The organism is Silvibacterium bohemicum, from assembly GCF_001006305.1.
GTDB classification, from domain to species: domain Bacteria; phylum Acidobacteriota; class Terriglobia; order Terriglobales; family Acidobacteriaceae; genus Silvibacterium; species Silvibacterium bohemicum.
Window position 1 is genome coordinate 56,209 of record NZ_LBHJ01000012.1, and the last position, 18,940, is coordinate 75,148.

Consider the following 18,940-nt stretch of genomic DNA (forward strand, 5'->3'; position numbering starts at 1 on the left):
CGCATTTTAGCCAACCGCCCTTTAGCCGCCCGCCTTTTAGCGACCCGCTTCTCAGCGGCAGTCAGATCGACAACGCCTCGCCGCGCTGCTTGCGGTTCAGGTTCGCCTCGAAGATGACGCGCGAGACGAAGACCGCCGTAAACAGGTTCGCGAAGAGACCGAAAGACAGGGTCACGGCAAAGCCGCGCACCGGCCCGGTGCCGAAGACAAAGAGAATCGCCGCTGAGACAATCGTCGTCACGTGCGTATCGATAATCGTCGTCCATGCATGAGCGAAGCCCTGATCGACCGCCGCCGCCGGCGACTTGCCCGCGTGCAGCTCTTCACGGATTCGCTCGAAGATCAGCACGTTCGAGTCGACGCCCATACCGATGGTCAGGATCACTCCGGCTATGCCGGGCAGCGTAAGCACCGACCCCGTGAAGCCCATGAATCCGAGCAGGATCACCAGGTTCAGGAACAGTGCGATGTCCGCGTTGATGCCCGCGCCGCGATAGTAGATCAGCATGAAGACCATCACGGCCAGCATGCCGACAATCGATGCCAGCACACCCTGGTGGATGGAGTCCGCGCCCAGCGACGGTCCAACCGTGCTCTCCTGCAGATAATGCAGCGATGCCGGCAGCGAGCCGGTATTGAGCAGCATGGCCAGGTCGTTGGCCGCCTGGTTGGTCATCCCCCCGCCGCCGATGTTGCCCTGGTCCCGGATCTGGTCGTGAATGCTCGCCACTTCCTGGATCTTGTTATCGAGAACAACCGCGAGGTACTTGCCCTTGTTCGCTCCCGTAAACTCCGCGAAGTGATCGCCGGCCGCCGTGGTCAGGAAGAAGTCGACCTCAGGCTCGCTGGTGTTGGAGTTCTGGCTGACGCGGGCGCTGCGTATATCGGTGCCGCCCACTTCAGCAGCGCGCTTGATCTGGTAATACTGCACACCGCTGGTCTTGGAAACTCCCGGAGCAGTCGGCACGAGCACGGAATCGAGCGGCACATTGCCGCCCAACTGCTGCAGCGCTTCCTGCTCGCTGGTGTAAGGACCACCCAGCACCGAATGGATCTCCAGGCGCGCCGTGGACTGAATGACGTCCTTCACGCGAGCGGGATCATCGACGCCCGGCAGCTCGACCAGGATCTGGTCGCTGCCCAGGTTGTACTCCTGGATGACCGGCTCGCTCACGCCCAGCGTATCGACGCGGGTGCGGATGACCTCGATCGCCTGCTGCAGCGCATGCGTCTTCAGGTCGGCCACCGCGCTGGGCTTCATGGTCAGCGTCCACGTGTTGTTCGCGCCGGAAGCAATGTCGTACTGCGTACCGTACTTGGAGTTCAGGACGCTGCGAACATCGTTGCCGCGATCGGCGGGAGCTCCGCTGATCTGGATGGCGTCGGGACGGCTCAGATCCGGCGCAACCGAGCCGACCGCGATGCTGTTGGCCTGCAGATCCTGCTGGATATGCGCCGCGTCGCTGTCGCGGGCGATGCCCACCGCCTCATCCACCATCACTTGCAGGATGAGATGGGTGCCGCCCTTGAGGTCGAGACCGAGGTTGATTCGCTTCAGCAGAGAGGCTTTAAGCGCTGCGCCGCTGAATCCGCCGGGAAGGCCGATGATGCCGAAGACAAAGACGATGACCACGGCGACGATCAGAATAGTTTTGCTGGTGAGATTCTTACGCATGGGACTCGTATGGGGTGGAGTAGCTTAGGCGCGTCATTTACTTAGCGGCATCCTCGGTAGTTACCGAGGCGATCGCGCTTTTGACCACTTCGATCTTGATGTTATCCGGCGGAACACGGAGCTGGATGGCGTCCTCTTTAATGCTGAGAATCGTCCCGCGAATACCGCCGCTCGTCGTGACCTTATCCCCCGCCTTCAGGTCGTTGAGCATCTGCTGCCAGGTCTGCTGCTTTTTCTGGTTGGGACGAATCAGCAACAGATAAAAGACACCGATGATCAGAACAAAAGGAAGAAACTGCAGCACGCCAGGGGGAAGCGCGATGGCCAGAAGTATTGTTGACGTCAACACACAATCCTTTTCGGTGAAGCGGCCTGAAAAGACCGCACTCACCCTTACAAATAGAAATTTGAGGGAAGGCCCAGGCCCAGAGGAAAATCCCAGGAAGGGAATCTTCAACCGGAGGGCTTTGAACAGCGCCTGCTGCTTCCTTCTACTTCAATTACATAGGCTGCCTGCCGGGCTTTCTGCGCGATTCATTTTGTAACACTACAGTCGCAAAATTGCCGGGGAAGCGCCTAGGCTCTAAGCATCGCGTACGGAATAGACGCTGTCAAGGCGCAAGCATCGCGTAAGGGCGCAACGGGAGGCCATATCAGGGGCGCTCTAAGAGATTTTTCGGAGGGAGGGACGGGCTCCAGCCCGTCCATAACAGTAAGAAACGAAGTGCGGCTTTAGCCGCGGAGGGAAGCTACCCGCCAATAATCCCTGCCCGAACCTTCGCCATCGTCTCCAGATAAAACGCCAGATTATGCACCGTATTCAACACCGCCGACAGCGGCTCCTGCGCCGTCATCAGGTGCCGCAAATACGCCCGCGTATACCTGCGGCACACCATGCAGGAACACTCCGGATCCGGAGGCCCCTGATCTTCGGCGAATTTCTTATTCTTGATATTGAGCCGCCCCTCCGACGTAAACAGCAGCCCATGCCGAGCCGCCCGCGTGGGCAGCACGCAATCCATCATGTCCACGCCCATCGAAGCGTACTCGACGATCTCATCGGGATACCCCACGCCCATCACATAACGAGGCTTGTCGGCGGGCAGATAGGGCAGCGTCTCGGCGATCACCTCCCGCGTCAGCTCCCGCGGCTCGCCCACACTCAGCCCGCCGATGGCGTAACCGGGAAAATCCATCTCCACCAGCCGTTCAGCCGACTCCCGGCGCAGGTCCTTATACATTCCGCCCTGAACAATGCCAAAGAGATTAGGAGTGAGCCCAACAAAGCATGCGGCCTGGTCTTCTACACCCTGCCCCCTACCCCCCACACTCTGCTCCCACGGCCGTTCATTCTTATGTGCGTCAAAATGCCGTTTGCTCCGCTCCGCCCAGCGCAGCGTGGTATCCAGCGAGCGCCGCGCCCGCTCATAGTCGGCGGGATACTCGGTGCACTCGTCGAAGGCCATGGCAATATCCGAGCCCAGCGCGATCTGCACATCCATGGAATGTTCAGGAGAAAAGAAATGCTTGGAGCCATCCAGATGGGACCGAAATTCGACACCCTCCTCCGTGACCTTGCGCAGCGCATTGAGGCTGAAGACCTGAAATCCGCCCGAGTCGGTGAGGAGGGCGCGCGGCCAGCTCATGAACCGGTGCAAACCGCCCATCCGCCGGATCAGCTCGTGCCCCGGCCGCAGGTAGAGATGATAAGTGTTGCCCAGGATGATCCGCGCATCGAGCTCTTCCAGCAGATGCTGCGGCACCGCCTTGACCGAAGCCACCGTACCTACCGGCATAAACACCGGAGTTTCGACCGCAGCGTGAGGCAGAGTCATAGTCGCCCGGCGCGCATCGCCGCGCGTTTTCAGAATTTTAAAGTCGAGAGACACTTGAAGATTCTACCGTCGGACCCTCCACATGATTCGACCACCAGGAAGCGGGCGATCACGGGGTGTGGATTTGGCCAGCGGGCCCGGGTGCCCCACATCTCGATTTTGAGATGTGGGATTCCACGACATCTGAATCCTCAACCTACCTTTGTCCCCGGTCTTCAACAGCCCACGCGACTAAACTCACAAATACTCATGGAACAATCACCCACCCCCCAGACATCCCACCCCGGCCGCATGGAAGTCATCACCGGCCCCATGTTCTCAGGCAAGTCCGAGGAGCTGATCCGGCGGCTGAAACGCGCCCAGATCGCCCGCCGGCGCGTCATCTGCTTCAAACCCGATCTCGACGCGCGCTACCATGCAACCGCGATCGCCTCGCACAGCGCGCAAACCCTGAGCGCCGTCACCGTCGCTACCGTCGAGGAGCTCAAAGCCGCGCTCTTCCCCGTCATCGATCAGGCTGACGTCATCGCAGTCGACGAGGTGCAGTTCTTCGATAAGTCCCTGATCCCGCTATCGCTCGAACTGGTCCGCCGCGGCAAACGGGTGATCCTCGCCGGCCTGGATATGACCTTCGCCGGACGCCCCTTCCCGCCCATTCCCGACCTGATGGCTGTTGCCGATGACGTCCTGAAGCTCTCCGCCGTCTGCATGCAGTGCGGCGCGCCCGCCATTCACACGCAAAGGCTGGGATCAAGCCAGACCCTGGTCATGGTCGGCGCCGGAGGACTCTACGAGGCCCGCTGCCGAGCCTGCTTCCAGCCATCGCACGATGAGCCAGCGGCCCAACTCAACCTGCCCACCAGCGAAACCTAGAGCTTCCAAATCCCAGACGTCCCGCGCCGAAGGCGCAATTGCCTGGACGGTCAGTCCTGCCTCACATCTCGATTCTGAGATGTGGGATTCCACCAAACTCCAACCGTTCTCTCTACACAAAGGTCAGAACACCATCACCGACGAAACCCGATTGTTCCAGGTGTGACCGCCGCGGAAGGGAACCGACCGCAGGTCGGGCACGCTCTGGGTAATCACCGCGTTTCCGTTGCGGAAATTCCGGTCGTTGAAGATGCGCACGCGCGCTCCTCCGAAGACCTGGATGGAAGAGATATTCCCTCCGAAGTTGGCCGGAAGTCCCGGCAGCTTATCCCCGGCGCGCACACAGAAGCGGTTACCACGGAAAGGCGCGGTGGTATAAAAGCAGGCCCCGCGGCGCGGATTGGGGCGCTGGTTCCACCCGGGGTTCCAGGTATTGTTCTGCGGCCCGTAAGCCCAGGGATCGCCCCCCGGCCCACCAGGAGGAGGACCCTGCGGCGGATAATTCTGGGCAATCGCGGCAAAGGCAAAGAAGAGGATGAGAACGGCTGAGAAGCGCTTCATGTGGTTGCTCCAGCAGGGATTTTGTTGCCGGGGAGATGGTAGCTGAGTCCAGGAAGCCCGTCCAGCGTCTCTTGCGTATCAGCCTGAACACCGCCCACAGCCATCGAGCACACATTCCTATTGATCTGCACAGCTACGCTGGGGCACAACGATCTTCTCCTCAGGAACCTTCGCCTCTTTCACCAGCGCCTGCATCTTTTCGTAGGTCGCATTGGTCCAGCCGAAGCCGATGACATTCTGCTTATAGCCGCTGGCCACGTTGACCTCCGTCGAGGCCGTCACCACATCGTACTTTTCCCGGATCGTCCGATCGCAGCGATAGTTTTCGCGAACCATGGCCATGAATTTGCGCGAGATTCGAACCGCATCGGCGTTATCTCCCGCTCTCACCAGCCCGTCAACAGCGACCCACGTGGCCGGCGCCCATCCATAGGGAAGATCCCATTGCACGCCCGACTCGTAATCGCTCATGGCCAGGCCACCAGCCCGCTCAAATAAGTTGATGTGGGCTTCCACCGACTTCGCCTGCGCTTCATCCGCAACTCCGGCCCACAGCGGATAGAGCACGGTCACGTAGTCATAGTCCGCCTGCTTGCTGGCCACGAAGTCGTAGTCGAAGTACGTTCCCTTTTGTGCGTTCCACAGATATTTATTCATCGCCACCCTGCGGGCATCGGCAACATCGCGCCAATGCTTCGCTTCGGAGGCCTTCCCCAGCCGCTCGGCCATCCAGTTCAGATCCGTCTCGTACTTGTAGAGCAGCGAATTCAGGCACACCGGCGCATAGTGATGCGTCGACCCGTCGAACACCCCGAAGCGAAAAGACGGATCGAAGCCGGATTCACGCATCGCGCGGTCGCCCTTGTAGAAATCGCTGCTAAGCCAGTGGCCGTCGACATGCGCATGAGCGCAGACTTCGGAGATGCGCGCATCGCAGCTCGTCTCGGCAAGCTTCGCCTGCTCGGCGGGATTGGGATTCTCCGGTCCATCCACAAGATAGTTGGCATGCGTCTGGGGATGAGCGAGCAGCCAGCGAATGACGTCCGGATAATAAGTGCTGTCGTCCGCCATCTCTTCCACCGGGCCATCGCCCAGATCGTAGTAGCGGGCAAGACCGGTGCCGCCCGCTTTATGAAAATCGTTCTCCCACAACGCATGGTCGCGCACTGCATAGGGATACGCCTTCGCGATCCATGCTGCCGCTTCTTGGTTACGGCCGGCTGCTGACTCCGCGTCATAGACCGCGCGAATCATCGACGAGAGAAATGGCGGCTGCGATCGCGTGAAGTAATAAGTACGATTGGCGTTCAGGATGCCGCCGTAATTCTCGATCTCGAAGAAAAAGTTTTCGACCATGCCCCGCGCTAGATCCACGCGGCCATCCTGAATAAGTCCGAGCAGAATAAAGTAGCTATCCCACCCGTACATCTCATTGAAGCGGCCGCCCGGCACCACATACCTATTGGGCAGATAAAGAAGCCCGGCATGCGCGATATCCCGCGGCTTGATGTCGCCGAGATGCTCGATGCGCCGCGGCAGACGCCGCACCTCGACCTTGCAGCTGCTCTCCAGAGCCTTGACCTCAGCGGGCTCCGGCAGGTCGTGAGGCAGATACATCACCGACGCGCGCGCCAGCTTCGAATCGGCAACGGACTTGCAATCGTTCATCGAACGCGAGAGCGTGTCCCAGGCGAGATGAATATAAGTGTCGATGGGAGCGGTAGCGGATGTCTGATGAACGTCCTGAGCCGGCATCGCTGCTGGCGTTAGGACGAGCATACTGAGCAATAAAAAGCTTGCGGAAGAGAATGGCGGGATGGGACGTTTCTGTGGGCACATGGCTTAGGGCGATACCGGGACGTATCTTACCCCAATCGGCGAGCCGCACGCATCCTACGCAGGCCGGGCGCTGATCCGTTACCTCTGCGATCGCGCCTTCTGCGCAGGCCCGAAATGATCTTCGCGGATGCGCATCTGTTTTATCATCTCCCGCAGCTTGAAAGCCCTCAGAAGCTGCGCGTCCACCAGCAAACGATGACGGCGGCGCTGGTCCGCATTCTCGAATGTGGAGATCATTTGCTCATCGAGTGCAGCCTGTTGCTCCAGTTCGATCGCAGCCGTAAATACCGCGGCGTGAAATCGGGCACTTACATGTAATGGTTCAGAGCGCATCGTATCCCGCATCGTGCTCAAGAATGTTGTTACCTGAACGATGATAGGAAAACGCACCGCATCGCGCGAGATTACGGAGCCAACTCTTTGGTTTAAACTTGCCGCTTTTTGAGGCAATGCAGCTGCTGATATACGGTTGCGCGGCTTATTACGGCCGAGCTATCTCATAAATGGCTGCTATCAGAAATCATTCTCACCGCCATAGTGTTTTTGCACCCGGAGGGAGGGCATGGCTTCAGCCATGCCATAAAACACCCATTTTTCGAGGGCTTCAGCCCCGGATAGAGTCGGCGTTGGCAACCAGAATTATTTATGAGATCGCAACCGGATAAGAATTCCTACTCCCGTCGACTTCTCCGTGTCCTCTGCGTCCTCTGTGGTGAGTTCTATCTACAGCTCCATCGACTTACCGGCGACCAGCTCACCCGCGCGCGCCAGGAAATCCGCCAGCGAAACCGATCCCTGGTCGCCCTTACCGCGAGCGCGCACACTTACTCCGCCCGCTGCTTCTTCTTTGTCGCCCATCACCAGAACATAAGGCACCTTCTGCATGGTGAAGTCGCGAATCTTCGCGTTCATCTTTTCGTTGCGCGCATCGAGCTCCACGCGGAAGCCGGCCTTCTGTAACTCTGCCTGAACTTTTTCCGCGTACGCCTGGTGACGCTCGCTGATTGGGACGATCCCCATCTGCACCGGCGCCAGCCACAGCGGAAATGCTCCGGCATAATGCTCGATCAGCACGCCGAAGAAGCGCTCTACGCTGCCGAAGAGCGCGCGGTGCACCATCAGCGGCTGATGGCGCTCGCCATCCTCTCCCACATACTCCAGTTCAAAGCGCGCCGGAAGGTTGAAGTCGAACTGCACCGTCGAGAGCTGCCACAGCCGCCCCAGCACATCGACCAGCTTGATATCGATCTTGGGACCATAGAACGCCGCTTCGCCAGCAATGGTCTTGTACGGAATCCCCTTGCGCTGCAAGGCGTTCTCAAGCGAGTGAATGGCCAGGTTCCACTTCTCGTCGGAACCGGCATAGCTCTTGCGATCGTTCGGATCCCATGTCGAAAGCTCGACCTTGAAATCGCTGAAGCCGAAGGTGGTCAGCACCGCCTGCGCGAAATCGATGCAATCGACGACTTCATTCTCGATCTGCTCCGGCGTACAGAAGATGTGGGCGTCATCCTGCGTAAAGCCGCGCACCCGCAGCAGCCCATGCATGGTCCCTGACCGCTCGTAGCGATAAACATTCCCCAGCTCCGCGAAGCGCACCGGCAGATCGCGATAACTCTTCGGCGAATTCTTATAGATCAAAATGTGGCCCGGACAGTTCATCGGCTTCAGCCGGTAATCCGCATCGTCCAGCTCCATCGGCGTGAACATGTTCTGCGAATAGAAGCCTTCATGGCCGCTGGTCTTCCACAGCTCGGTGCGCATCACGTGCGGGGTCACGACCAAATCGTAACCGCGACGGATACACTCTTCGCGCATCCAGTCTTCCATGGTCTTGCGGATCATGGCGCCCTTCGGATGCCAGAAAATCAGCCCCGGCCCGGCCAGGTCTTGGATGGAAAAAAGATCCAGCTGCTTGCCCAGTACGCGATGGTCGCGCTTCGCCGCCTCTTCCAGGCGAACGAAATGCTCGTCCATCTCCTTCTTCGAAAAGAAGGCTGTTCCGTAAACACGCTGCAGCTGGGGATTCTTCTCGTCGCCCAGCCAGTAAGCGCCCGCCAGGTTCGTCACCTTGAAGGCCTTCACCCGTCCCGTCGAAGGCACGTGCGGGCCCCGGCAGAAATCCACGAAAGCGCCGTTGCGGTAAAGCGAGATGTCGTCTCCATCGTGCGTGAAGCGCTCGATGAAGTGAATCTTCATGAAGTCGTTCTCGGCCTTGAAGCGCTGCAGTCCCTTCTCGCGCGGCTCCTGCTCGCGGATGAACTTCTCATCGCGCGCAACCACCTCCGCCATCTTCTCCTCGATGCGCTTCAGATCGTCGGGAGTAAACGGAGTCGGCCGATAGAAATCGTAGAAGAATCCAGCGTCCGTCGCCGGACCGTGGCCGAGCTTGGTCTCCGGAAACAGCTCCAGCACCGCGGTCGCCAGCACATGCGCCGCCGAGTGGCGCACCACCTTCAGCGCATCAGGATCTTTTTCGGTAAGCAGCTGCAGCGTCACGCTCTCCTGAAGCGGCGTGCTCAAATCCACCAGCCGTTCGGCCTGCGCGTCTTCCGAGGCATACATCGCGGCGGCGTCTCCGGCTTCTTTGTCATCCGCAGCCGTCTGTCCGGCTGCATGCAGCGGCTTGATGCGCGCGACCACCGATGCCGCGGCAAGCCGGGGCGAGATGCTCTCGGCAACCTGGAAGGGCGTAACTCCGGCGGCAAACTCTTTTACCGAGCCATCGGGAAGGTGGACCTGGATAGGGTCTTGAACAGCGTTCATAGGGTCGAATCGATTCTCGTTTGTTCCGGCTAACTGATTTCTCTCAAGGATATTTCTTTGCCGCATCGCCGTCGAGCCGTGCATGGAGAATGCTGCTAGCATCCAATGTTGGGCGATGCAATTTGGAGGGATGCGACGATGGCAACAGGACAGGAAGCCAGGCCCAAAGCCAGATCCAGACCTGCCCTGGCGCTCGCCGGATGGCTGGCTCTCTGCTTTGCCGTGGCCGGGATCTCATCCGTCTTCAGCGCTCACAGCATTTCGACGTGGTATGCCGGCCTCGTCAAGCCGCCACTCAACCCGCCCGACTCCGCCTTCGGGCCCGTATGGATCATCCTCTATGCGCTGATGGCAGTATCGGTGTGGATGGTGTGGAAGACGCGCCCCAGCCCCTGCCGGTATCGCGGCCTCCGGCTCTTTCTCGCGCAACTGGGGCTGAATTTTCTCTGGCCGTGGATCTTCTTCGACACTCACCAGCTGTTGACGGCCTTCGCCGACATCGTGGTGCTGTGGGTCGCGATTTTGCTCACCATCCTGACCTTCCGCAAGATGAGCCACACCGCAGCCTGGCTATTGGTCCCATATCTTGCCTGGGTCACCTTCGCCGCATATCTCAATTTTGCGATTTGGCGGCTGAATTAGAGAACTTGCCGGGTCCCGCAATCCACCCGTTATTCTGACTGTCCCCAATGCCACGTCGTTCTGACGACCAAAGGGGGGAAGAATCCCAGCGATTTGCCTGTATCAACCAGGCTGAGATTCATCACTACGCTCGGAATGACAAGCCCAGAAGGTCATCGTGGACCTTGGCCTAAACCAGCCGACGCAACCGGTCAGTTTCCAGCCGAACTAGGCGCCAGCTGCACCAGGTCATCCGGAGTAAGCTCCGCGCGGCGAATCCCATGATCGGTATGTGCCGCACTCTGCAGGGTGATATGCAGCCATTCATGGATGGTGATACGCGCAATCGCGGTGGACATAGCCGCGACCCGCTGCTCGTCATCCATGCCCAGCACCTTCGCATCTAGAAATTGCGCCAGCCTCGCACAATCGACGTAGACGAACGGCTGAATCTCTCCGGAAACGCTCCGCACCCACCCCAAAGGTCCCGGCCCCAGCGGCCGGAAGGCCTGCTCGGCCACATCGCAGCGCCCCAGCAGATGCACCTGAATCGCCCGGCCGAATTCCGAGCCCGGATGCAGCGCAAAGGCAGGCAGCAGCTCCGTATCGGCCGGCAGCGGATAGTTCTGCCGTGGATCCAGCGCCTCCCGGGCGAACGCCTGGGCAATCGATGGCCAGATTCCCGCGCTCGCCGGCGTATCGAAGGAAAAGACGACAGCAGGATGCAGCTCGCCGCCGCCCTGCCCGTCCGCCGGCGCGGCAAACAAATTCAATGCGGCGAAAGCGGCAGCGCCCAGCAGTCCGATGCCCCGTGCTTTGCGGCGAAAGCCCATCCTTCAAGTCTCGGCCTCACCGCAGCATCCGTCCAATAGATTGTTAGTATGGAATAAATCTGTTTGGGAGATTGCTCCTATGGAAGTGCGGCAGCTCCGTATCTTTTCCGTCCTGGCCGAGGAACTGAACTTCACCCGCACCGCCGAGCGCGTGAATACGGTGCAGTCGAATGTGACCGCCCAGATCAGATCCCTCGAAGAGGAGCTGGGCATACCGCTCTTCGACCGGCTGGCCAAGAAAGTCGTCCTCACCGAGGCCGGCCGCCGCTTCCTGCCCTACGCCGACCGCGCCTTGTCCGCCATGGATCAGGGCCAGCTCGCTGTGAAGTTTGGCCTCGAACCGGCCGGACCGCTGCGCATCGGAGCGCCGGAGAGCGTCCTCACCTATCGCCTGCCCAAGGTGCTGCAGCGCTTCCGCAAGCTTTATCCCAAGGTGGAGCTGATCTTTCGCCCCCAATGGGACGCGCCCCTCTGCGAATCGCTCGAACACGGCAAGCTCGATATGGCCATCAGCATGACCGACGAGGTCTTGAGCGAGAATCTGAAGTCGGTGCGATTGCGGACCGAGGCGGTCTTCCTCATCTCCGATCCCGAGCATCCTCTCGCCGACAAAAGGGCGGTGCAGCCGGAAGACTTGGCTGGACAGACGCTTCTGCTCACCGAGGCAGGCTGCTCGTATCGTAAGAAACTCGATGACCTGCTCGCCCGGTTAGGCGTGCGGCCGGGCAGCACCACCGAGTTCTCCAGCGTTGAGGCCATCAAGCACTGCCTCGCCGCCGGCATGGGCATCGGACTCCTTCCCGAGATCGTCGTCGCCTCCGAGCTGAAAGCCCAGAAGCTCAAAGCCCTGCGTTGGGATGGCCCCAGCCTCGACATCGCCACCCACATTCTCTGGCACCGCGACCGATGGGTGTCGCCCAGCATGGAAGCCTTCCTCGGCGTCCTCACCAAAACGCTCGACGCCAACTGATCTGCATTGAGGAAGAATCAAAGATTCGTTTTCAGATAGGGCTTGTTTTTCGGAGGGAGCGTGAGGCTTCAGCCTCACGAATAAGCCGATCAAATTCCGAGGCGTTCAGCCTTCGGCCTTCTTGCTCCCTAAACGCAGGACAACTCCAACGGCGGCCAATCCTCCGGCCGCCGCCTGTATCTGCAAAATACTTACTTCCCATCCGGTTCTACCGCGCCCGGAAAAACTCCGGGTAACGGCTTGGTCTGCTGCTGGCGAAGCTCGGGATGCGGCAGCGGCTTACGCGGCAGCATCTGGTCGCGCATAGCGGCGTTATAGACGAAGATGGCCTCGACCGTCGCCGCCTGCTTCAGGTCGCCGGGCTGCAGCCGTTCGAAGACATCCTGGTTGGAGTGGTGGGTACGGCTCTCGTAATCGAGCGAATCCTGGATGAACTGGAAGCCGGGAATGCCCACCGCATCGAAGGAAAGATGATCGGTGCCGCCGGTGTTGCGCATGGTGATCGTCGTCACGCCCAGATCCTTCAGCGGCGCGATCCATTGCGCGAAGATCGGCTCGACCGCCGCGTTCTCCTGTAGATAAATGCCGCGAACTTTGCCTGAGCCGTTATCGAGGTTGAAGTAGCCGGAGATCAGTTTCTGCTCGGGCTTCAACTCCAGCGCACCGGTGCCGCGCAGGAACTCCGGCAGCGCCTGCTGCTCGGGCGTAGTCAGCGGAGGCGCGAAGCCAAAGTGCTCCTTCACATATCCGCGCGAGCCGAAGAGACCTTCTTCTTCGCCGCTCCACAGCGCAATGCGGATAGTCCGCCGCGGATGCACATCGAGCGCCTTGAGGATGCGCATCACCTCCATGGCCACGATGGTCCCGGCGCCATTGTCGGTCGCGCCCGTCCCGGCGATCCAGCTATCGAGATGGCCTCCGACCATCACCACCTGCTCTTTCAGCGTCGGATCGGCGCCGGGAATCTCGGCAATGGTGTCGTAGCCATGCTCATGGTCGCCGGTGAATTTGGTTTCTACATCCATCTCGATGGTGACGGGAACATGCGCCTGCAGCAGTCGGAAGACGCGGCCGTAGCTCTCGATCGCCATCACCACCACCGGCACCTTCACCGCGCCCTCACGCTTGTAGGGCGTGCGGCCAAGCGCCGCGCCGTTGTCATCGAAGATTGTCCCACCCGAGCCGCCGCCGTTGTTGCCGTCACGGCTGGGGCGGATGACCCCGGCAGCCTTTTCATCGGCCAGGAACTGCGCAATCTTATCCACCATGCGAGTGCGAGCCAGATAGGCCTTGATGCGCGCCTGCATATCGCCGCCGCGGCGGTCGTCCGTGGGATATTCCGCGATATCCTCGAGCTCCTTGTCCGAGTAGCGCTCGAAGAGAGCTTTATCGAGCGGTGGAACCTCGCGCATCTCGCCCAGCAGAACAATCTTGCCCGCCAGCTTGCCTTTGTATTGCTCGAAATCCTTATCGTCCTGAATGTTCACGTACACAGCGTCGCCGCTGACCGGCCCGTTCGTGCCCGGCGACCACGGCGTGGCCTGCGCGATGAACACCGCCGTATCGGGTGCAGTCATGCGGACCCACGTATTGAGCTGCTGCCAGCCCAGCCCGAACTCGCCCCAGTCGTCCAGGTGCGCATTCACGCAGCCCATCGCGGTGAGCTGGTCGCGCGTCCACGCGTTGGCCTTGGCCATATTTGGCGAGCCGGTGAGACGCGGACCGATAGCGTCAGCCAGCGCCGAGCCGTATTCCATGATGTGCGAGTGCTGCAGGCCTTCTTCACGAATGCGCGCGTACATCCCGTAGTCGATCGTCTCGACGGCAGGCTGCGGCTGCTCCCACGCAGGGACTTCGGCTTCGGGCTTCGCTTTGGGCTTATCAGCAGCAAAGACCGGGACAGCACTGGCAATGAGCAAGAGAGACAAGGTGCGACGGACAAGCGTCGGCATGCGGGCAGTTCCTCCTAAAGATGTGAAACAAAGAAATGGAATGTGAAACGACGGGACACAAAACCAAAACGCAACCGGGGGAAAAAACCAGAAATGCAAGAACGGAGAAGAATAACAAAGTGCGCAAACGCGGCAGGCCTCATCGGCGCGAACCGTTAAAAAAATGCAGACACGTTCACGCAAGGAGACCGAAACAAAATTTGTCATCCCGAGCGAGCACCGCGAGCCGAGGGACCTGCTGTTTGCATGCACCACTGCACATTGCAGGCGCGTGCAGCCGCCGCCCGTTGGAAGCAAAAATATGTCAACGGGCGCCACAACGAAGATGTTCGCCAATGATAGGCACCCGAAGCGAGAACTCTGAAAGAGCTCAGATCGCTCCGGGATTAGAGCCTATAGGATAGGACTACGGCGTTTTCAGCCGTGCCGGTTGCCGCATTTCGGTTATCGCAGCCTCACCCTTTCGTAGGCCGGATATGCAGCTCGCGCAGCTGTTGCTCGCTGACCGGAGTAGGCGCGTCGACCATCAGATCGATGGCCTTCGCCGTCTTCGGAAACGCAATCACTTCGCGCAGGCTATTCGCCCCGGCCAGGATCATGACGATGCGATCCAGTCCCAGCGCAATACCCCCGTGCGGCGGAGTACCGTATTGCAGTGCTTCGAGGAAGAAGCCGAAGCGCTCGCGCGCCTCTTCGTCCGACATGCCCAGCGCACGAAAGATCTCCTGCTGCACCTGCTGCTGATGGATACGGATCGAGCCCGAGCCCAGCTCCAGCCCATTCATTGCCACATCGTAGTAGCGGGCACGCACCGATGCCGGATCGGAGACCAGGCGATCCATGTCCTCCTCATGCGGCGAGGTGAACGGATGATGCGACGGCATCCACTTCCCGGTCTCCTCGTCATGCTCGAACATGGGAAAGTCCGTAACCCAGATAGGACGGAAGGCAGCCGAGCCATCGGTCAGTCCCGTGTCGCGCTCCGGCGAGTTCACCGCAGCATCGGTGACGGCAAAGGCTCCATGGCGATCGGCATACTTCTTCGCCAGCTCCACGCGGAAATTGCCAGCAGCCGAATAGATTGCAATCTCACGCTCCGACAGCCGCCCCGCCGATTTCGTATCCGACGCCTTGATGTGCGTCGCGGCATCGCCCGCCACGACGATGAGCAGGTCGTCGGCCCCACCCTGCGCCAGCTCGCGCACCTTCGCAGCAGCCTCGGGAAATCCCTTTTCCAGCCGCTTGAGGTCGTCGATGTACTTCGCGCCCTTGCGCGTATCGAAGAGCGGCTTGTTGTCGTCGCGCTCTTTGCGCGAGAGCTCGCCAACCTTGGGAATGCGCAGCGCGACCACCGGCAGGCTCGCGTCGATCTGCAGCGCCGCCAGATTCTCCGCGGTGAATGCGGACTTCACATCGGTCAATCCGGGCAGGCGCAGGTCGGGCTTGTCGATGCCGTAGTTGCGCATCGCCTCGTCATACGTGATCTGCGGAAACGGCGTAGGCAGCGTGATGCCCACCGCCTTGAACGCCGCGCTGAGAAAGCCTTCGACGATGCGGAAGACCGTCTCCTGCTGCGGAAAGGTCATCTCCAGATCGATCTGCGTGAACTCCGGCTGGCGGTCGGCGCGCAGATCCTCGTCGCGGAAGCAGCGCGCAATCTGGAAATAGCGGTCCATACCGGAGATCATCAAAATCTGTTTAAACAGCTGCGGCGACTGCGGCAGCGCATAGAAATTGCCGGGATGGACACGGCTGGGCACAAGATAATCTCGCGCGCCCTCCGGCGTCGACCGCGTCATGAACGGCGTTTCGATCTCGTAGAAGCCCTGGCCCGAGAGGTACTCGCGCACCGCGAGCGCGACCTTGTGGCGCACCTCAAAGTTGTGCTGCATCTCCGGGCGGCGCAGGTCGAGGTAGCGATACTTCAGCCGCACCTCTTCATTCGCGATCGCGTCTTCCGCCGGCGAGAATGGCGGGACCTTGGCATCGTTCAGGATGCGCAGCTCTTCGGCGACGATCTCGACCTCGCCGGTAGCCATCTTGGGATTCACCACGTCCTTGCCGCGCAGCCGCACCTTGCCGACAGCGGCGACGACATATTCCGGCCGCGCCTGCTCGGCCTTGGCATGGGCCGCGTCGCCAAGATCCTTGTCCAGTACCACCTGCGAGATGCCATAGCGGTCGCGGAGATCGAGGAAGATCAGGTTGCCATGATCGCGGCGGCGGTTAACCCAGCCGAGAAGAACAACGGACTTGCCCGCATCAGAAGCGCGGAGCTCTCCACAGGTATGCGTGCGTTGGAGGGTGCCTAAAAAATCGAGTGTCACAGTTTTTCTATTCTACTTATATTGTGAGAATGAAAGCCTCCAGGGAAAGATTAGCCGTCCAGGCAATCGCGCCTTCCGCCGCCACGTTGGGACGACATTTGTAGAAGCGCCTCTGGGATCGCCGCACTTCCGCACGGCGATCCAGGCTCTCTGCGAATGAAGGCCTATGCCTGAAACACCGCAGTGGCCGCCAGCTTTTCCTGTCTGGAGCGGCGCATGGGCTGAAGCTTCCAGTAGGTGAGGGAGCGCCAGAGCCACTCGCATGGTCCGAATTCGAAGGCGAGAAGCCACAGTGGACTGATGGTCAGATTGATCGCCCACACCGCGAAAACTACAAAGACCGCCTGGTAATACTCGAGCTGTCCATAGAGCTTCAACGGTCCAAAGCAAAAGATCCACTGGCAAAGAATGCTGGTCAACAGGTAGTTGCTCAGTGCCGTCTGCCCCACCGCGGCAAAGGGCCGCAGCAGCGGCCGGAAGAAGCCGGTCTTGCACATCATCAGGATGGTAGCCGCGATGGCCAGCACACCCGCCTCGGTTGAGGTGTACTGCGTGGTGAAGATCCATTCGTTCAGTGCCAACACCGAAAAGCCGGCCGCATAGGCCTTGAGAATGGCGAAGACCGTCAACGGAATGGAAATGAGGAAACCGATCACCGCGGTAAGAGCATAGGTTCCAAAGGGGAGCTCGGCAGTAAGAAATCCATTCTTGAAAAGGGCCATGCCCACCAACATCGCTCCAATCGTATCGAGGCTCGCGCCGAGGGCGACAATCATGAAAGTTCGGCTGAAGAACTCCGTGCCTTCCTCCTTAAGCCGCGCAAAATATCCGCTGGTTTTCGCTTTGATGTCTTCCTGTATCTTGGCAGGGTCGATGGCCACCGGGGCCGGTGTCCGCACCCAAATGTGCATAGGAGCCTGCACCAGCTTCCATTGCTCCAGGGTCTTTTTATCTTCGACGGTCAGTGTTTTCCCGGCTCGCTGCTCAGCGGTCACAACCGCTGCCTTTCGGCGCAGAGCAAAGCTGTCGAACCCGTGAAAGAAGATCAAATACGCCAGCACGGTGAGGCCGACCCAGACGGCTGTACCTGCGATGAGTAGGGTCCGAGGCTTGAGCTTGCGCAGCGGGTAAAGGACTAGCAGCGCATTCATTCCATACATCAACAGAATGTCGCCGCTCCAGATCAGCGTCCCATGCACGGCGCCCAGCACCATCAGCCACATGTTGCGGCGGTGATAGGTGTCGGCCGACTTCTCCGCGCCGCGATCCGAGCGCCGGGTGAAGAGAATCACTCCAGCACCGAAGAGCACGGAAAATAGGCCGCGCATCTTGTTCTCGATGAACATCCACTTCAGCAGCAGGACAATCAGGTTGAGATGAGCATGAGGACCGGTCAAGGCTGGCTTTCCTACGCCCACAGGAATGTCATGAAGCGATTCCGGACCGCTGAAGTCGTCGATATTGACCATCAGAATTCCGAGCAGCGCAAAGCCGCGCAGCACATCGAGGCTGGAAATACGTTCTTTGCGATTGACCGGGGCAAGCTCGCGAGGAGGACCGGCGAGTTCCTCGTTCGCGTCGGGAGGAAGCGGAGCATCGATGGGAGAAGACACGGCAGTAGTGCTGTCCATGGAAGGCAACCTTGATAAAAGAAATTTTTAGACTTCTGGGGGAGGTCGACCAGGGCAGCGTGAGCGATGGAGCGAATCCGCGATCTCTGCCCTGTATCGATACAACTGGGGGCGAGGCAGATTTATTCCGCGAGCGGGGAAAAGAAATTTGCGCGCCGGCGAGCTACGCCTTCAGCGTGCTCTTCCAGGCATCAAGGGTGACGAAGCGGATATTCTGCTCCGCGGCCCGGGCGATGAGCAGCGCGGTCGCACCCACGGTCGCGCTGCGGTCCTGTCCGATGCCGGCCTGTCCGCCGTCGTGCAGGAGCAGGTTCGAGCCACTACCTTGTTTCCGATTGCGGTGAATGCCTTTGTCGAGATGGGCCAGGATGCTCTCCGCAGTCGTCGGCTTCCAGTCATAGCCCATGGCGTTCCACAGCACCGGAGCCAACCCCAGTTCGCGTGCAGCCCGCAGCACGTCGGGGCGGCGCGCGCCGTGCGGAGGACGAAAATAGCTCACGCGCTCTCCCAGGGCATCTTCGATGGCCGCATTGGCGCCGGCCAGCTCCTCCTGCACGCGTCGAGGAGATTGAAAGAGCAGCACGGGATGGGTCATGGTGTGATTGCCGACCAGATGCCCCGCCGCGCGGATACGCCGGACGAGCTCTTTTCGCTGCGCGACAAAGCGGCCGATCACGAAGAAGGTCGCACGGACATCGTGGCGGGCAAGGATTTCGAGTATCGATTCGGTGCAGGAGTCGTTGGGCCCGTCATCGTAGGTAAGAGCGAATTCCCGGGGATCGCGACCCGCGAGGATGGCTTGCCCGAAGAGCTGCGACGAAGGCCACATGCCGGCGTAGAGATAGCCTCCTGCGGCAAGAGCGGTGGTTGCGGTCGCGGCGCTGAGGGCGGCAAGCATACCCACCAGTTTACGATCTCGCACCGCCGGACAATCCGCTTCTGTGCGCAAAAAGACAACCCCGCCAATGTTGGTGGGCCAGATTGTTGACAAAGTTTTGGCTGGGGAAGGGTACGGCCTTCCGGCCGTACATAAATCAAGCAGAATGAGTGCGGCTTC

General features: G+C 60.1%; 15 protein-coding genes. 3 read left to right on the forward strand and 12 right to left on the reverse strand.

The window, feature by feature from the left end:
* Positions 1-61 precede the first annotated feature (61 nt).
* The 3 genes from secD to XX99_RS16645 all read right to left on the reverse strand — a co-directional run bounded on the left by secD (position 62) and on the right by XX99_RS16645 (position 3,564).
* A complete protein-coding gene (secD, locus tag XX99_RS16635; protein WP_050060548.1) occupies positions 62-1,675 on the reverse strand; it encodes a protein translocase subunit SecD in 1,614 nt (537 codons plus the stop codon).
* Between the two features lie 37 nt (positions 1,676-1,712).
* Positions 1,713-2,021, reverse strand: a complete 309-nt coding sequence (gene yajC, locus XX99_RS16640) for a preprotein translocase subunit YajC (RefSeq protein WP_221302493.1) — start codon at positions 2,019-2,021, stop codon at positions 1,713-1,715.
* Between the two features lie 403 nt (positions 2,022-2,424).
* Positions 2,425-3,564: a tRNA guanosine(34) transglycosylase Tgt gene (locus XX99_RS16645; protein ID WP_050060550.1), complete on the reverse strand. Its 1,140-nt coding sequence runs from the start codon at positions 3,562-3,564 to the stop codon at positions 2,425-2,427.
* 195 nt (positions 3,565-3,759) lie between these two features.
* Here XX99_RS16645 and XX99_RS16650 point away from each other — a divergent pair, with 195 nt between their 5' ends.
* Entirely contained in the window at positions 3,760-4,383 is a 624-nt protein-coding gene (locus XX99_RS16650; RefSeq protein WP_050060551.1) for a thymidine kinase, read from the forward strand.
* A 123-nt stretch (positions 4,384-4,506) separates the two neighbouring features.
* Here the strand turns inward: XX99_RS16650 and XX99_RS16655 are convergent, their stop codons facing one another.
* From XX99_RS16655 to thrS, 4 genes are all read right to left on the reverse strand, one after another.
* Positions 4,507-4,944, reverse strand: coding sequence for a peptidase inhibitor family I36 protein (locus XX99_RS16655; RefSeq protein ID WP_050060552.1), 438 nt, complete (start codon positions 4,942-4,944; stop codon positions 4,507-4,509).
* A 117-nt stretch (positions 4,945-5,061) separates the two neighbouring features.
* On the reverse strand, positions 5,062-6,699 hold the full coding sequence (locus tag XX99_RS16660) for a trehalase family glycosidase (protein ID WP_231581445.1): 1,638 nt from the start codon (positions 6,697-6,699) through the stop codon (positions 5,062-5,064).
* A gap of 162 nt (positions 6,700-6,861) precedes the next feature.
* Positions 6,862-7,233: a hypothetical protein gene (locus tag XX99_RS27320; protein WP_156186042.1), complete on the reverse strand. Its 372-nt coding sequence runs from the start codon at positions 7,231-7,233 to the stop codon at positions 6,862-6,864.
* A 273-nt stretch (positions 7,234-7,506) separates the two neighbouring features.
* Positions 7,507-9,549, reverse strand: coding sequence for a threonine--tRNA ligase (gene thrS / locus XX99_RS16670; protein WP_050060555.1), 2,043 nt, complete (start codon positions 9,547-9,549; stop codon positions 7,507-7,509).
* Between the two features lie 138 nt (positions 9,550-9,687).
* On the opposite strand from thrS, the gene XX99_RS16675 reads away from it, so the two are divergent.
* The gene (locus XX99_RS16675) at positions 9,688-10,191 is read left to right on the forward strand and encodes a TspO/MBR family protein (RefSeq protein ID WP_050061104.1); all 504 of its coding nucleotides are present in this window, start codon (positions 9,688-9,690) and stop codon (positions 10,189-10,191) included.
* A 191-nt stretch (positions 10,192-10,382) separates the two neighbouring features.
* Here the strand turns inward: XX99_RS16675 and XX99_RS16680 are convergent, their stop codons facing one another.
* Positions 10,383-11,003, reverse strand: a complete 621-nt coding sequence (locus XX99_RS16680) for a hypothetical protein (protein WP_050060556.1) — start codon at positions 11,001-11,003, stop codon at positions 10,383-10,385.
* Positions 11,004-11,082: 79 nt separating this feature from the next.
* Between XX99_RS16680 and XX99_RS16685 the strand changes: the two genes are divergently transcribed.
* Complete coding sequence (locus XX99_RS16685; protein WP_050060557.1) at positions 11,083-11,973, forward strand: LysR family transcriptional regulator; 891 nt, start codon at positions 11,083-11,085, stop codon at positions 11,971-11,973.
* Between the two features lie 191 nt (positions 11,974-12,164).
* Here XX99_RS16685 and XX99_RS16690 read toward each other — a convergent pair whose 3' ends face one another.
* The 4 genes from XX99_RS16690 to XX99_RS16705 form a co-directional block, all read right to left on the reverse strand.
* A complete protein-coding gene (locus XX99_RS16690; RefSeq protein WP_050060558.1) occupies positions 12,165-13,925 on the reverse strand; it encodes a M20/M25/M40 family metallo-hydrolase in 1,761 nt (586 codons plus the stop codon).
* Between the two features lie 455 nt (positions 13,926-14,380).
* The gene (aspS, locus tag XX99_RS16695; RefSeq protein WP_050060559.1) at positions 14,381-16,252 is read right to left on the reverse strand and encodes an aspartate--tRNA ligase; all 1,872 of its coding nucleotides are present in this window, start codon (positions 16,250-16,252) and stop codon (positions 14,381-14,383) included.
* Positions 16,253-16,416: 164 nt separating this feature from the next.
* Positions 16,417-17,883, reverse strand: a complete 1,467-nt coding sequence (locus XX99_RS16700) for a DUF418 domain-containing protein (RefSeq protein ID WP_050060560.1) — start codon at positions 17,881-17,883, stop codon at positions 16,417-16,419.
* Positions 17,884-18,046: 163 nt separating this feature from the next.
* Entirely contained in the window at positions 18,047-18,805 is a 759-nt protein-coding gene (locus tag XX99_RS16705) for a polysaccharide deacetylase family protein (RefSeq protein WP_231581446.1), read from the reverse strand.
* Positions 18,806-18,940 lie beyond the last annotated feature (135 nt).